Here is a 13,274-nt window from a genome sequence, read left to right as displayed (position 1 = left end):
TGGCCCGATGGCTCTCACAGGCAGCGGCTCCACTCGTCTCGTCATCCTTCGCGGCGATGCGGCGTCGGGGAAGACGACCACGGCAACATCGTTGCGCACAGCGCTGGGCGCGCGCGTCGCTCTGATCTCTCAGGATCACTTCCGCCGCGAGCTCCTCCGTGAGCCGGATCGGCGGAAGCTCTCCCGCGACGCCAGTGTCCTCATCATCACCACCGCCCGCCAGGCGCTCGACCTCGGGTATGACGTGATCCTCGACGGCGTGTTCAATCTGCGCGACTACTCGGAGGCGTTCGAACGGTTGTACCGAGACCACCTCGGGTCCACACGCATCTACCAGTTCGACGTCGGCCTCGAGGAGACGATCCGCCGCCACGCGGGCCGGCAGCTTGCCCAGGAATTCGGGGAGGACAAGATCCGCGAATGGCACGATGGGTGGCAGCCACTCCCCTGGTTCGATGAACGACGGATCGGCCCCGAGATCGGTACCGATGAGCTGGTATCGATCATCGTGGAGGATCTCAGGGGCCCGGCACTCCCCTCCCCTGGGCCGTCATAGGCTCGGCATACTCCATGCCCCTCTGTCAGGCGTGCAGCGCGCTGAACGTACCCCCGGAGGCGTCGGCTCCCCTCAGAGGCCGACACTGAACGTGATCATGGGCTCGCCGCCGAGCGGATGAGTGACCGGACCGGAAACAGGCCGGAATCCCTGCAGCTCATAAAGCCGGATGGCGGGGTTTCCTCGCCGCACAGCGAGCTCGACCGTGGAATACCCGGCGTCCTTCGACGCCCGTATCGCGTCCTTCAACAGAGCTCTTCCCATCCCCTTGCCGGAGGAAGCAGGGAGCACAGCGATCCGCTCCAGCACTGCCGTGGTCTCGTCACCGGATTTCGGTGCCGTCAGAGCGAACCCAGCGAGAGGCTCCCCTGCCAACGCGAACCGCAGGAGAGGCCCGTCGAACAGCTTGCGCATGCGGGCGGCGACTGCGGCCGCGTCGACCTCTCCATCGCGGTATCGAAGAGCCTGCACCCAGAGATCGACACATCTCGCGATGTCGTCGGTAGTACCCGCGGTGATGTCCGTCATACGGGCAATCGTCGCACGCTCGAAAGGTCCGACGCCGCGAACCGGGCGCTAGTGCGCGGACCACACCCCGAGCTCGGTGCCAGACGGATCCGCGAAGTGCAGCCGACGCCCACCCGGGAACTCATACGGCTCCTGCAGGATCTTGCCCCCGGCCGCCACGATGGCCTCCTTCGTGGCGTCGAGGTCCTCGGAGTAGAGCAGCACCAGAGGGCCGCCGGCGGGACGCACCTCGTCGGCGAGCAGCAGACCACCGGCCTCGTTCCCGTCGGCGCGCGGAGACACGATCCCCGCATAGCCCGGGCCGTAGTCGTTGAAATGCCAGCCGAACGCATCGGCGAAGAAGCGCTTCGAGACATCGAGGTCGGTGACGACGAGCTCGACGTAATCGAGTGAGTGATGCAGAGGTGTGCTGGTCATGGCGTCAGGGTAGCTCCCACCTGCGACATCACAGATCTCATCTGCGACATCGCAGAGGAGTAGCGTTGAGGGGTGCCGCAGGTCTCCCACTCCCCCGTCTCCACACCGGGGTGGCGGGCCTGGCTGATCTGGTCGGTCGGCGTCGCCGCCTATGTGCTCGCGATCACCAACCGCACCTCGCTCGGGGCTGTCGGCGTCGAAGCGGCCGACCGGTTCCAGGCCGACGCTTCCACGCTGGCCCTGTTCGCCGTGGTCCAACTCGCGGTGTACGGCGGGATGCAGATCCCCGTGGGAATCCTGCTCGACCGTTTCGGATCCCGGCCGATCATGACGATCGGGATGCTGCTCATGGCCGCCGGCCAGTTGACCATGGCTCTCTCCCCCAGCATCGGCATCGCGATCGTCGCACGCGTTCTGCTCGGCGCCGGAGATGCCGCCATCTTCCCCGCCGTGCTGCGCCTGGTTGCCACCTGGTTCCCCGCGCAGCGAGGACCCCTCATGGTGCAGTTCACCGGCATCATCGGCCAGGCAGGGCAACTCATCGCGCTCGTCCCCGTCGCCGCGCTGCTGCACGCCACCACCTGGACGATCACCTTCGGCAGCATCGCCGGGCTCGGGGTGCTGTTCACGATCCTCGTGGCGCTCGTCATCCGCAACCACCCGGTCGAGCGCGGCGCCGATGTCACGGTGAACACCGACACGGGAGTCGTGCGCGTCGTCACCTCAGCGATAGATACCGGCGTCGGCATACGCGCCGCCTGGGCGCACCCAGGGACCCGCCTCGCCTTCTGGTCGCACTTCACCACGCCGTTCGCGGGAACCGCGTTCGTGCTCCTCTGGGGAATGCCGTTCCTCACAGCGGCGGAGGGCCTGGATGCTGCACATGCCGCGGGCATCATCTCCGTATATGTCGTTGCCGGAATGCTTCTCGGTCCCATCATCGGCGACCTGTCGCGTCGACTGCCGAACCATCGCTCTCTCGCCCTCGTGCTTCCGGCCGTGGGGGTTCAGATGGCAGCGTGGATCTCTGTCATCGCCCTCCCCGACACCGCACCGCTCTGGCTCCTCTACGTCCTGGCGATCGCTCTCGGGACCGGTGGTCCCGCCTCGATGATCGCCTTCGACCACGCCAGAACGCACAACCCGACGCACCGCCTCAGCACCGCCACCGGCGTCACGAACGCCGGAGGTTTCATCGCCGCGCTCATCGCCATCTTCCTCATCGGTCTCGCGCTCGATCTGCAGGGCGCCGGCACGCCGGAGACCTACTCGCTGGAAGCCTTCCGGATCGCATTTCTCATGCCGATCCCGCTCTGGATCATCGGCACCGTCTTCATCCTCGTCGAGCGCAAACGTACGCGTGTCCGCATGGGGCTCGACCCCGAGCGCCGTCGCTGACGCGGCACCCGGACAGCGTCCACAAAATCAGCGCAGGAGGTGCTGCAACGTCTCGATCACGAGCTCCACGCTGAGATGCTCAGGGACTTCGGCGTCTCCCGCCTCGAACTCCGCGAGCTCCACGCCCTGCACGGCACCTACGGGCAGTGCGGCGAAGATCCCGGCGATCTGATGCGGCAGCAGCCCGCCCCCGATGCGATAGGCCGCAGGGATGTAGCCGGGCTCGAGCACGTCCCAGTCGACGTGTATCCATACCGGTCGTCCGGCGATGATGTCGACGATGCGTTCAGGCGTGCTCTCTGCCGGCCGAAGTACGGTGACCCCTGCCTCCGCCAGAAGATCCCCCTCGGCGGGGTCGATGTCCCGGCCACCGACGACGATCACCTGCTTCGGGTCGATGCCGGAACCGTGGCCGCTGTCCCAGAGGCCGCACGCCGCGGCGAGCACCATGCCGCCGAGGTACCCTGACTCCGTCGTCTCCGGGGTGTTGAAGTCGCCGTGCGCGTCGATCCACAGCACCACCGCATCCGGGTGATGCTCCGCGACCGTGGGGAGCGTGCCGAGGCTCACAGCGCAGGTGTTGGTGATCAGCAGGGGTGTCGTCCCCGCGGCAAGGGCATCCTGCAGCGCCGCCCGGATCCCGTGGAGCGTCTGCTCCGCCTCCGGTAACGCCTTCGTCCAGTCATCGACGACACTCGGGGTCGGAGTGCCGATGGTTTGTGCTTCGATCGACATCAGGGACGACACCGCCTCGCCCACTCGGCGCGCGCCGATCAAGGCGCCGTCGGTACGGTCGGCCACCCGGCCCTGAGAGACGATGAGCGAATAGGAGGATGCCATGTCCCTCAGCCTGGCATCAGCACAGCCAGCGGGACAAATGCGCTCCTCTCGCACATGTCGCCGACGAAGAATCGGGGCGCCTCAGCCGCGGCGAGGAGTCCATCCCGATGGAAGCGGGCCATCCTGGAAAGCGCGCTCTCGATCGCTTCGCACCGACCAGCCCTGTGCCTGATCCGTGGTGTCGAAGGCGCCTCGAGCGAGCCTCAACCCCACGTCGTCGTGATGCATACGCGGCGCTCCCCCGCGACGAACGGATGCCCGAACGCTCCAGGCGTCGTCGGCGAAGCCGCCTCCGCGGAACACCCGGTAGTCGTCGTAGCGGGCGGGGTCGAGCAGGTCCCAGCACCACTCCCAGACGTTGCCGAGCGTGTCGAAGAGCCCGTTGAGATTCGGGAGCTTCCCGCCCACGTCCTGTGGCGAGGCCACCCCGTCCGCCGTCGTCCAAGCCGCATCCGCGAGCGGCGCATAGTGAGGGCCCGTCGCGCCGGCACGACAGGCGAACTCCCACTCCGCCTCTGTGGGCAGCCGGTATCCGTCCGCGGTCGTATCCCACGTGACGACCTCGCCGTCGAACGAGTAGCTCCGTTCCAGCCCCTCCCACTCCGACGCGGCATTGCAGAAATGCACCGCTCGCAACCAGCTGAGATCCGCGGCGGGGCGGCGGGGATGCCGTGCGGGAATGCCGAGCACCTCGGCGAGCTGCTCCTCCGTCACCGGGTACACACCGATCTCGAATGGTTCGAGAGCGACATCGCGCCTCTCCTGCCTGCGAGCATCATGCAGCGACACGGTGCCGGCACTGATGGCCGCGAGCTCGAAGTCACTCACCGGATTCGGCAACTGTCGGACGACGTCATGCGGGAACCCGTTCTACCCACGACGGGTACTTCGCCGCGCGGCCGTCTCCCGACGACGTCCTGGTCACACGCCGCCGCACCCAGGGCCCGACGAACTCGCGGTAATAGGCGAGGCCGGAGGGGCCCGTACCGAGCCGATCGCTCGGCGCCCACCACGTCTCCGGAGGCTCGTAGCCGAGAGCGTGCAGCACGCGGGCGGCCACACGGTGGTGACCCGATGCATTCATGTGCAGCCTGTCCTCCGCCCAGTACGCGCCGCGGGAGAGCTCACGGTCGGGCCAGTTGAGCGCACGGATCACGTCGGGACGATCTTCGACGCGACGCAGCACGGCCTCGGACAGCAGATCACCCCGCCGCTGCACGAGAGAGCCCATCGGGAGCTGACCACTCGGGTTCGCGCCGGAGAGCAGGATCATCGTCACCCCCTCCTCGTCGCATCGGCGCAGCACCCGGCTGAAGGCGTCGGCGATGTGCTCGACGTCGGTACGCGGGCGCAGCATGTCGTTGCCACCGCCGTTGAACGAGAGATGCGTGGGACGCAGGGCGAGCGCGGGTTCGAGCTGCTCTTCCACGATCGGCCAGGCGAGCTTGCCCCTGATCGCGAGATTCGCGTACTGGATGGGGTGCCCGGCGGCGTCGGCCCACCCTTGAGCCGCCAGGTCGGCCCAGCCGCGCTCCCGTCCGTCCGGGAGGACATCACCCACACCCTCGGTAAACGAGTCGCCGATCGCCACGAACCGCACATCTGCCATCATCCCAGCCTATTGCGGGACGACGACGCACGGCGCCGGGACCGGATGGGTCGCCCCCGCCTCAGCGGTCGTCGAGAGCCTGGCCGCCGCGATCGACGAGTCCCCACGCCGCAGCCGCAGCACCGAGGAAACAGACCCCGAAGACCGCGAACAGGAGCGGCGCGCCGCCCCCGACCAGGAGGATCGGGACAGAGAGCGGTGCGACGATCGATGCGATGCGCCCCACTCCAGCGGCCCAGCCCGCGCCCGTGCCCCGCAACGAGGTCGGATAGATCTCCGGGGTCACCGCGTACAGGGCACCCCAGGCGCCGAGGTTGAAGAACGACAGCGCCATGCCGGCGGCGATGATGGTGCCCTCCGTCGTCGCCGTGCCGAAGACCACGGCAGAGACCGCCGAGCCGAGGAGGAAGACGGAGAGCGTCAGTCGACGGCCCCAGACCTCGATGAGCCACGCGGCCACCGCGTAGCCGGGGAGCTGAGCCAACGTGATGATGAGCGTGAACCCGAAAGACCGCACCAGATCGAACCCGGCATCGACGAGGATGCTCGGGATCCAGATGAACGCTCCGTAATAGGCGAAGTTCACACCGAGCCACACCAGCCAGAGACACAGTGTGCGCAGTCGGAACTCCCGATTCCAGAGTGTCGCCAACCGTGCGCGGGCGGTGACGGCGATCGCTCGTGATGCCGGCTCCTTCCTGATGGCCGGAGTCGCCTCCACCCGCGCCTCTGCCTCGAACGCGGAGACGATGCGGTCGGCCTCTGCGATCCGTCCCCGCGACGCGAGCCAGCGAGGCGACTCGGGCATCCGCCACCGCACGAAGAGTGCGTACACCGCCGGGATGGCCCCGAGGGCGAACGCCCAGCGCCAGCCATCCTCCGAAGCGGGTATGACCAGGAACCCGATGAGAGCAGCTGCCGTCCACCCGAGTGCCCAGAACGCCTCCAGTACGACGATCAGGCGACCGCGGATCCGGGCGGGGGCGAACTCGCTCACGTAGGTCGATGCCACAGGAAGCTCGGCGCCGAGCCCGAGGCCGACGAGGAATCGGAGAACCAGAAGCGCCGCAAGCCCGCCCACGAGCGCGCTGGCTCCGGTGGCGAGGCCATACACGAGCAACGTCAGAGCGAACACCTGCCGTCGTCCGTAGCGGTCCGCCAGGAGACCGCCGAGCGTCGCACCGATGGCCATGCCGATGAACCCGACGGAGGCGATCCAGCCCGCCTCGCCCTTGGACAGCCCCCACTGCTGCGTGAGGGCCGCGAGGATGAAGGAGATCAGACCCACGTCCATCGCGTCCAGCGCCCAGCCGAGACCGGAGCCCGTGAGCAAGCGGAGATGCCGGCGCGTGAAAGGCAGGACGTCCAGGCGCTCAGCCAACGATGAGCGGCTCGGCAAGGCGGTGTTGGCCATGCTTCTCATCGTAAAGCCGAGCGCCGGGCGTCCTGCGCTCGATGACGTCAGTCCTGCGAGGCGAGGATCCGCTTCACGCGCGGGATCACCTCGGTGCCATACAGCTCGATGCTGCGCATCATCGACTCGTGCGACAGGGTGCCCGTGGCGTACTTGAGGTCGAAACGCCCGAGGCCGAGCGTCGTGATGGTGTCGGCGATCTTCGCAGCGACCCGGTCCGGCGACCCTGCGTAGATCGCCCCCTCAGGTCCCACGTCGTTCTGGAAACGTGCACGGCTGTACGCCGGCCACCCGCGCTCTCGGCCGATGGTGTTGTTCATCGCCTCGAATCCGGAGTAAGCGGCATCCCAGGCTTCCGCGTCTGTCGCGGCGATGTGGCCAGGCGAGTGCACCGAGACGGGATGCGACGTGGTACCGAACGATGCGACCGAGCGGCGGTACAGATCGACGAACGGCTTGAACCGCACCGCCGGCCCCCCGATGATCGCGAGCATGAGGCCGAGACCGTGGCGAGCGACACGGACGACCGACTCCGGGCTTCCGCCCACACCGACCCAGGTACGCAGACCCTTCTCGGTCTTCGGGAACACGTTCGCGTTCTCCAACGACGGACGCATCGTTCCCGACCAGGTCACCGGCTCCTCTTTCAGGAGCTCCACGAACAGTTCGAGCTTCTGCTCGAAGAGCGCGTCGTAGTCTCGCAGGTCATAGCCGAACAGGGGGAAGGACTCGATGAAGGAGCCACGCCCGAGCACCACCTCGGCCCGGCCGTTCGACAGCGCGTCCAGCGTCGAGAAGCGCTCGAACACGCGTACGGGGTCGTCGGAGGACAGCACCGTGACCGCCGTGCCCAGCCGGATGTTCTCCGTGCGCGCGGCGATCGCCGCCAGCACCATCTCCGGGGCGGACACGGCGAACTCGGTGCGGTGATGCTCCCCGACCCCGAAGAAGTCCACGCCCACGGAGTCTGCGAGTTCCGCCTGCTGCACGATGTTGCGGATCGTCTGCGCCCCCGTGAGGAGCTCCCCATCCGCATCTCGCGTGATGTCGCCGAACGTGTCCAGTCCGAATTCGATGCCCATGTCATCCCTTCCTATTCAGATGAATGAACACGTGACCGTCCGGCCGCATTCCCGTCAGCGCGGGAGCAGAGCGGTGCGCAACGTGTCGAGCCCGATGCCGCCCATATCGAGCGCCCGTTTGTGGAAGTCCTTGAACGAGAAGGCATCGCCTTCCGCCGCGCGAACACCATCGCGGACCTGCTCCCAGATGCGCTGGCCCACCTTGTACGACGGCGCCTGTCCCGGCCAACCCAGGTAGCGGTTCACCTCGAACTGCACGAACTGGTCCGACATGTTCACGTTCGCGCGCATGAAGTCCAGCGCGTACTCCGCGTCCCACACACCGGTGCCGTCGAGACGGGGCTTGCCGAGGTGCACGCCGATGTCGAGCACCACACGGGCCGCCCGCATGCGCTGACCGTCGAGCATGCCGAGTCGATCGGCGGGGTCGTCGAGGTAGCCGAGCTGCTCCATGAGGCGCTCGGCGTAGAGCGCCCAGCCTTCTGCATGGCCGGACGTGCCTGCGAGCAGACGGCGCCAGGAGTTGAGCTCTGCCCGGTTGTAGACGGCCTGCGCGATCTGCAGGTGATGTCCGGGGACGCCCTCGTGGAACACCGTGGTGAGCTCGCGCCAGGTGTCGAACTCGGTGACGCCTTCGGGGACCGACCACCACATGCGACCGGGACGCGAGAAATCGTCCGTGGGCCCCGTGTAGTAGATGCCACCCTCCTGGGTGGGAGCGATCATGCACTCGAGTGTGCGGATCGCCTCGGGAATGTCGAAGTGCGAGGCGCCCAGTTCAGCGACGGCCTTGTCGCTCGTCTCCTGCATCCACTTCTGCAATGCGTCGGTGCCGACGAGCTTACGTGCGGGATCGGCCTCGAGATGGGCGACGGCCTCCTCGACCGACGCACCAGGGAGGATCTCGTTCGCGATGGCGGTCTGCTCCGCCACCATGCGGGCGAGCTCTTCACGACCCCATTCGTACGTCTCGTCGAGGTCGATCGTCGCGCCGAGGAAACGGCGGGAGTTGAGGGCGTACAGCTCGCGGCCGACGGCGTCGACCTCGCCCGCGACGGGGGCGAGCTCCTCGGCGAGGAAGCGGCGGAGTTCGTCGTAGGCGACGCGTGCAGCTGCCGAGTTGTCCGCGAGCGTGCGTGCGAGGGAGGCCGGGAGCTGGCCCTCCTCCGGGTCGGCCTCGGCGACGAAGGCGGCGAAGAACCCGTCGTCGGCCGTGTAGCGGTCGATCTGTGTCGCGACCTCGACCACCTGACGACGCGCCGGTGTCACTCCCTCAGCGATCCCGGTGCGGAGCGTCTCGACGTATCCGCGGAGCGCATCCGGAACCGCGGCGAGACGGGTCGCGATCACGTCCCAGTCCTCCACGGTCGCAGTGGGCATCAGGTCGAAGGCGGCGCGCACGTCCTGCGCCGCAGAGGCGATGACGTTGAGGTCACGAAGGTGCCACTTGGCATCGTGGAGTTCGAGATCGAGGCGGAGCTCGGCGCTGAGATCGGTCTTCGTCACCTCGTCGATCGCGTCGACGGCCTCGAGTGCCGAGAGACGGTCGAGTGTCGCGCGGGTGGCTGCAGCGATCTCTTCGTGCCCCTGCGGGCTCAGGTCGCCGAAGCGGTCGTTCACCTCGTTGCGGCCGATGTACGTCCCGAGTGTGGGAGCCAGTACCGCGATCGTATCGACCCATTCATCGGCGACGGCGTCGATGGCAGAGGGGGTGCGAGGAGCTGAAGTCATACCTTTCAGCCTAATCCCCGGCCCCCTCCCACCGCCGGAGGTCAGTGCGCGGCTTCGTTCCAATCGCGACCCCGACCGACCTGCACATCGAGCGGCACGGACAGCTCGGCAGCATCGCCCATCCGCGCGCGGACGATCCGCTCCGTGGCGTCCCACTCCCCCGGCGCGACCTCGACCACGAGTTCGTCGTGGATCTGCAACAGCACCCGCGAGGAGAGGTTCTCGGACCGGAGGTCGTCGTGGATGTGCAGCAGCGCGATCTTCATGATGTCGGCGGCACTGCCCTGGATCGGAGCGTTGAGGGCGGCCCGCTCGGCGTTCTCGCGGAGCACGCGGTTCGGACTCGCGAGGTCGGGGAACGGTCGACGGCGGCCGAAGATGGTCTCGGTGTAGCCGACCTCCTTCGCCTTCATCACGGATGCACGCAGGTAGTCGCGCACGGCGCCGAACCGCGCGAAGTACTCGATCATGAGCTGCTTGGCTTCGGACTGCTCGATGCGCAGCTGCTTGGAGAGGCCGAACGCGGAGAGCCCGTAGACCAGACCGTAGGACATCGCCTTGACCTTGGTGCGCATCGCCGCCGTGACATCGCTCGGCTCGACACCGAACACGCGCGCTCCGACGAAACGGTGCAGGTCTTCCCCGCTGTTGAAGGCCTCGATCAGCCCCTCGTCGCCGGAGAGGTGCGCCATGATGCGCATCTCGATCTGGGAGTAGTCAGCGGTGAGCAGAGCCTCATACCCTTGGCCCACCTCGAAAGCACTTCGGATGCGGCGTGACTCCTCGGTGCGCACCGGGATGTTCTGCAGGTTCGGGTCTGTGCTCGAGAGCCGTCCGGTCTGGCTTCCCGTCTGCACGTACGTGGTGTGCACACGGTGGTCGTCTCCGATCGCCGAATCGAGCGACTCGATGATCTGGCGCAGCTTCGTGGCCTCACGGTGCTGCAGCAGCAGGCTCAGGAACGGATGCGGGTTGCTCTCCTGCAGATCGGCGAGCACCGCAGCGTCGGTCGAGTAGCCGGTCTTGGTCTTGCGGGTCTTCGGCAGCTGCAGGTCTTCGAACAGCACCTCCTGCAGCTGCTTGGGCGAGCCGAGGTTGAACTCGCGGCCGACGACGGAGAACGCCTCCTGTGCGAGGCCCTCCGCTCGGGCCGCGAGCTCACCCGAGAAGGTCGACAGCACGTCGTGCGACACGGCGACACCCGCGACCTCCATGTCGGCGAGGGTGAGCAGCGTGGGCAGCTCGATGTCGTCGAGGACCTTCGCGACCGACTCCGGGATGTCCTCGCGGAGAGCATCGGCAACTCGCAGAGCGAACCACGCCTCCTGAGACGGCGTCGCACCCTCGGTCTCGGGGACGAGCTGGGAAGGATCGGCCTCGGGGAGCTTCTCCCCCAGGTAGCGCTCGACGAGGTCGGAGAGGGTCTTGTCGGGGAAGCTCGGTCGCAGCAGCCAGCCGGCCAGACTCGTGTCGTATGCGAGCCCGCGAAGGCGGATGCCCTGGCGGATCAGCGCCTTCACCTGCGGCTTCGCGTCGTGGAGCACCTTCGGTGCCTCGGACTCCAACCATCCGCGCAGATCGCCCGCGGCCTCATCCGACCAATCGGCTTCACGGACTTCGGTCAGCGTGGCAACGCCGATGCGTACGGGGACACCGCCCTGGGTCGTGACGCGGAGCGCGACATCGCCTTCCTGCGCCGCAGCCCAACTCGCGAGGTCGGCCGCAGGCACCTCGACGGGCACCGGGAGCACCACGACGGAGGCAGGGTCGTCAGCGACGTCGCCGGCACCGACGGCCTCGAACACCCGCGGCAGCAGGGTGCGGAACTCGAGACGGGCGAAGATGTCGCGCACGGCCTGCGCATCGATCGGTGCGACGGCGAGGTCAGCCGGGCCCACCGGAAGCTCGACGTCGGTGAGCAGACGGTTGAGCTTGCGGTTGCGACGGACGTCTTCGATGTGGTCGCGGAGGTTGCCTCCGACGACGCCCTTGATCTCGTCGGCGCGGGCGATCAGTTCATCGAGCGAGCCGAACTGCGTGAGCCATTTGACCGCCGTCTTCTCGCCGACCTTCGGCACGCCGGGCAGATTGTCGCTGGTCTCACCCACAAGCGCGGCGATATCCGGGTACTGCTCGGGTCGCACCCCGTAGCGCTCCTGAACGGTCGCCGGGTCGTAGCGCTTGAGTTGGGAGACCCCCTGCACCGACGGATACAGCAGCGTGACGTCTTCGTTGACGAGCTGGATGGTGTCGCGGTCTCCCGAGACGACGAGCACTTCGAAGCCCTGTTCGGCACCTTGGGACGCGAGGGTGGCGAGGATGTCGTCCGCCTCGATCCCCTCCTTCGTCAGGACCGGGATGGACATGGCGGCGAGGCAGTCCTGCAGCAGCGGGATCTGCCCCTTGAACTCCTGCGGCGACTCGGACCGCGTGGCCTTGTACTCGGGGTACTCATCGGTGCGGAAGGAGTGCCGCGAGGTGTCGAAGGCGATCGCGAGATGCGTCGGCTTCTCCGCCTTGATGAGGTTGACCAGCATCGACAGGAACCCGTAGATGCCGTTCGTGTGCTGCTTGTCCTTGGTCGTGAAGTTGTCGACCGGGAGCGCGAAGAAGGCGCGGTAGGCGAGCGAGTGGCCGTCGACGACCATGAGGGTAGGCTTTGCGGAGTCCGTCACCCTGTCAGCCTAACGAGGACGACGGACACCCGCTGAGGAGGATGCATGGGCGATGTCGCGATGAGCGAGGGACTCGACTGGGCGACGGCCCGGGGAATGGGCGCCCTCGCCGAGAAGATGGGCATGGAGTTCGTCGAGTTCAGCGTCGAGCGCTGCGTCGCGACGATGCCGGTCGAGGGCAACACCCAGCCCGTCGGACTCATGCACGGCGGGGCCTACGTCGTGCTCGGAGAGTCACTCGGCTCGATGGCTGCCAATCTGCACGCCGGTGCCGGAAGGCTCGCGGTCGGGGTGGACATCAATGCGACACACACGCGATCGGCGACCTCTGGCCTGGTCACCGGCGTCTGCACGCCCGTGCACCTGGGACGGAGCATCACGGTGCACGAGATCGTGGTGACTGACGATCAGGGTCGTCGTTGCTCGACCATCCGCATCACCAACATGATCAAGGACCTTCCCGCCGGGCGCTGAGCGGTTCCTCCAGCAGGCGCTGGAACAGCAGATGATCCTGCCACTCCCCCGCGATCAGGAGGTACTTCGGCGCCATCCCGATGCGCTCGAACCCGTTTCCGAGCAGCACCCGCTGTGAGCCGAGATTGTGCAGCAGCGTGGCCGCCTGGAGTCGGTGCAGCCGCAGCTCGGTGCGGGAGTGCTCGATCACCCTCGCGACCGCGCGGCTCGCGAGCCCACGGTGCACGCGCGTCGCATCCACCCAGTAACCGAGGTCTGCGCTCCAGAACGCCCCACGGACGATGTTGTTGAGGTTCATCCGTCCGCGGATCTCACCATCGTCGGACTCGATCACGAAGCGGATGCCACGCCCTGCCGATGCGTCGTCCACACACTGCTGTGCATGCGCCTCCTGCGAGGCGACGGCGAAGAACGCCTCCGAGCGCGTCGGCTCCCACGGCGCGAGATGCCGGCGGTTCGCCAGATAGGCACGCGAAAGCGCGGCACCGTCGCCCAGGCGCACGGGCCTGAGGATGTGCTCGGAATCGAGCCGGAAGGATCCGGCGCTCAC

General features: G+C 67.5%; 13 protein-coding genes. 3 read left to right on the top strand and 10 right to left on the bottom strand.

Features of this window, described 5'->3' with window-relative positions:
• Positions 1–7 precede the first annotated feature (7 nt).
• Entirely contained in the window at positions 8–556 is a 549-nt protein-coding gene (locus AX744_RS06615; protein WP_058631182.1) for an AAA family ATPase, read from the top strand.
• A gap of 72 nt (positions 557–628) precedes the next feature.
• Here the strand turns inward: AX744_RS06615 and AX744_RS06610 are convergent, their stop codons facing one another.
• A complete protein-coding gene (locus AX744_RS06610) occupies positions 629–1,084 on the bottom strand; it encodes a GNAT family N-acetyltransferase (RefSeq protein WP_061015921.1) in 456 nt (151 codons plus the stop codon).
• Positions 1,085–1,132: 48 nt separating this feature from the next.
• A complete protein-coding gene (locus AX744_RS06605; protein WP_046747108.1) occupies positions 1,133–1,501 on the bottom strand; it encodes a VOC family protein in 369 nt (122 codons plus the stop codon).
• A gap of 72 nt (positions 1,502–1,573) precedes the next feature.
• Here AX744_RS06605 and AX744_RS06600 point away from each other — a divergent pair, with 72 nt between their 5' ends.
• Positions 1,574–2,899 (top strand): MFS transporter, encoded by a 1,326-nt coding sequence (locus AX744_RS06600; RefSeq protein ID WP_058631184.1) that lies wholly within the window; start codon positions 1,574–1,576, stop codon positions 2,897–2,899.
• A 27-nt stretch (positions 2,900–2,926) separates the two neighbouring features.
• Here AX744_RS06600 and AX744_RS06595 read toward each other — a convergent pair whose 3' ends face one another.
• The 7 genes from AX744_RS06595 to polA form a co-directional block, all read right to left on the bottom strand.
• Positions 2,927–3,739 carry an arginase family protein gene (locus AX744_RS06595; protein WP_058631185.1) on the bottom strand — a complete coding sequence of 271 codons (813 nt, stop codon included), beginning with the start codon at positions 3,737–3,739 and terminating at the stop codon, positions 2,927–2,929.
• 81 nt (positions 3,740–3,820) lie between these two features.
• Complete coding sequence (locus AX744_RS06590) at positions 3,821–4,567, bottom strand: formylglycine-generating enzyme family protein (RefSeq protein WP_061015919.1); 747 nt, start codon at positions 4,565–4,567, stop codon at positions 3,821–3,823.
• A 25-nt stretch (positions 4,568–4,592) separates the two neighbouring features.
• The gene (locus AX744_RS06585) at positions 4,593–5,348 is read right to left on the bottom strand and encodes an SGNH/GDSL hydrolase family protein (protein WP_174799774.1); all 756 of its coding nucleotides are present in this window, start codon (positions 5,346–5,348) and stop codon (positions 4,593–4,595) included.
• A 61-nt stretch (positions 5,349–5,409) separates the two neighbouring features.
• Positions 5,410–6,762, bottom strand: a complete 1,353-nt coding sequence (locus tag AX744_RS06580; protein WP_061015916.1) for an MFS transporter — start codon at positions 6,760–6,762, stop codon at positions 5,410–5,412.
• Positions 6,763–6,809: 47 nt separating this feature from the next.
• A complete protein-coding gene (locus tag AX744_RS06575; RefSeq protein WP_061015914.1) occupies positions 6,810–7,844 on the bottom strand; it encodes an LLM class flavin-dependent oxidoreductase in 1,035 nt (344 codons plus the stop codon).
• Positions 7,845–7,898: 54 nt separating this feature from the next.
• On the bottom strand, positions 7,899–9,575 hold the full coding sequence (locus AX744_RS06570) for a DUF885 domain-containing protein (RefSeq protein ID WP_061015913.1): 1,677 nt from the start codon (positions 9,573–9,575) through the stop codon (positions 7,899–7,901).
• A 41-nt stretch (positions 9,576–9,616) separates the two neighbouring features.
• A complete protein-coding gene (gene polA / locus AX744_RS06565; RefSeq protein ID WP_058631190.1) occupies positions 9,617–12,250 on the bottom strand; it encodes a DNA polymerase I in 2,634 nt (877 codons plus the stop codon).
• Positions 12,251–12,295: 45 nt separating this feature from the next.
• On the opposite strand from polA, the gene AX744_RS06560 reads away from it, so the two are divergent.
• Complete coding sequence (locus tag AX744_RS06560; protein WP_046747117.1) at positions 12,296–12,724, top strand: hotdog fold thioesterase; 429 nt, start codon at positions 12,296–12,298, stop codon at positions 12,722–12,724.
• On the opposite strand, the gene AX744_RS06555 is transcribed toward AX744_RS06560, so the two are convergent.
• Complete coding sequence (locus AX744_RS06555) at positions 12,699–13,274, bottom strand: GNAT family N-acetyltransferase (RefSeq protein ID WP_061015911.1); 576 nt, start codon at positions 13,272–13,274, stop codon at positions 12,699–12,701. The genes AX744_RS06560 and AX744_RS06555 overlap by 26 nt on opposite strands.

Origin of the sequence: Microbacterium sp. CCH5-D1, assembly GCF_001557335.1 — a bacterium.
In the GTDB taxonomy this organism is placed as follows: Bacteria; Actinomycetota; Actinomycetes; order Actinomycetales; family Microbacteriaceae; genus Microbacterium; species Microbacterium oxydans.
This window is presented reverse-complemented; position numbering and strand designations above follow the sequence as displayed.

What these genes read in the sequence shown, in the direction of transcription:
- AX744_RS06615 (WP_058631182.1), top strand. Translation starts at nt 8, where the DNA reads ATGGCTCTCACAGGCAGCGGCTCCACTCGTCTCGTCATCCTTCGCGGC.
- AX744_RS06610 (WP_061015921.1), bottom strand. Translation starts at nt 1,084, where the DNA reads ATGACGGACATCACCGCGGGTACTACCGACGACATCGCGAGATGTGTC.
- AX744_RS06605 (WP_046747108.1), bottom strand. Translation starts at nt 1,501, where the DNA reads ATGACCAGCACACCTCTGCATCACTCACTCGATTACGTCGAGCTCGTC.
- AX744_RS06595 (WP_058631185.1), bottom strand. Translation starts at nt 3,739, where the DNA reads ATGGCATCCTCCTATTCGCTCATCGTCTCTCAGGGCCGGGTGGCCGAC.
- AX744_RS06585 (WP_174799774.1), bottom strand. Translation starts at nt 5,348, where the DNA reads ATGGCAGATGTGCGGTTCGTGGCGATCGGCGACTCGTTTACCGAGGGT.
- AX744_RS06580 (WP_061015916.1), bottom strand. Translation starts at nt 6,762, where the DNA reads ATGGCCAACACCGCCTTGCCGAGCCGCTCATCGTTGGCTGAGCGCCTG.
- AX744_RS06575 (WP_061015914.1), bottom strand. Translation starts at nt 7,844, where the DNA reads ATGGGCATCGAATTCGGACTGGACACGTTCGGCGACATCACGCGAGAT.
- AX744_RS06570 (WP_061015913.1), bottom strand. Translation starts at nt 9,575, where the DNA reads ATGACTTCAGCTCCTCGCACCCCCTCTGCCATCGACGCCGTCGCCGAT.
- AX744_RS06560 (WP_046747117.1), top strand. Translation starts at nt 12,296, where the DNA reads ATGGGCGATGTCGCGATGAGCGAGGGACTCGACTGGGCGACGGCCCGG.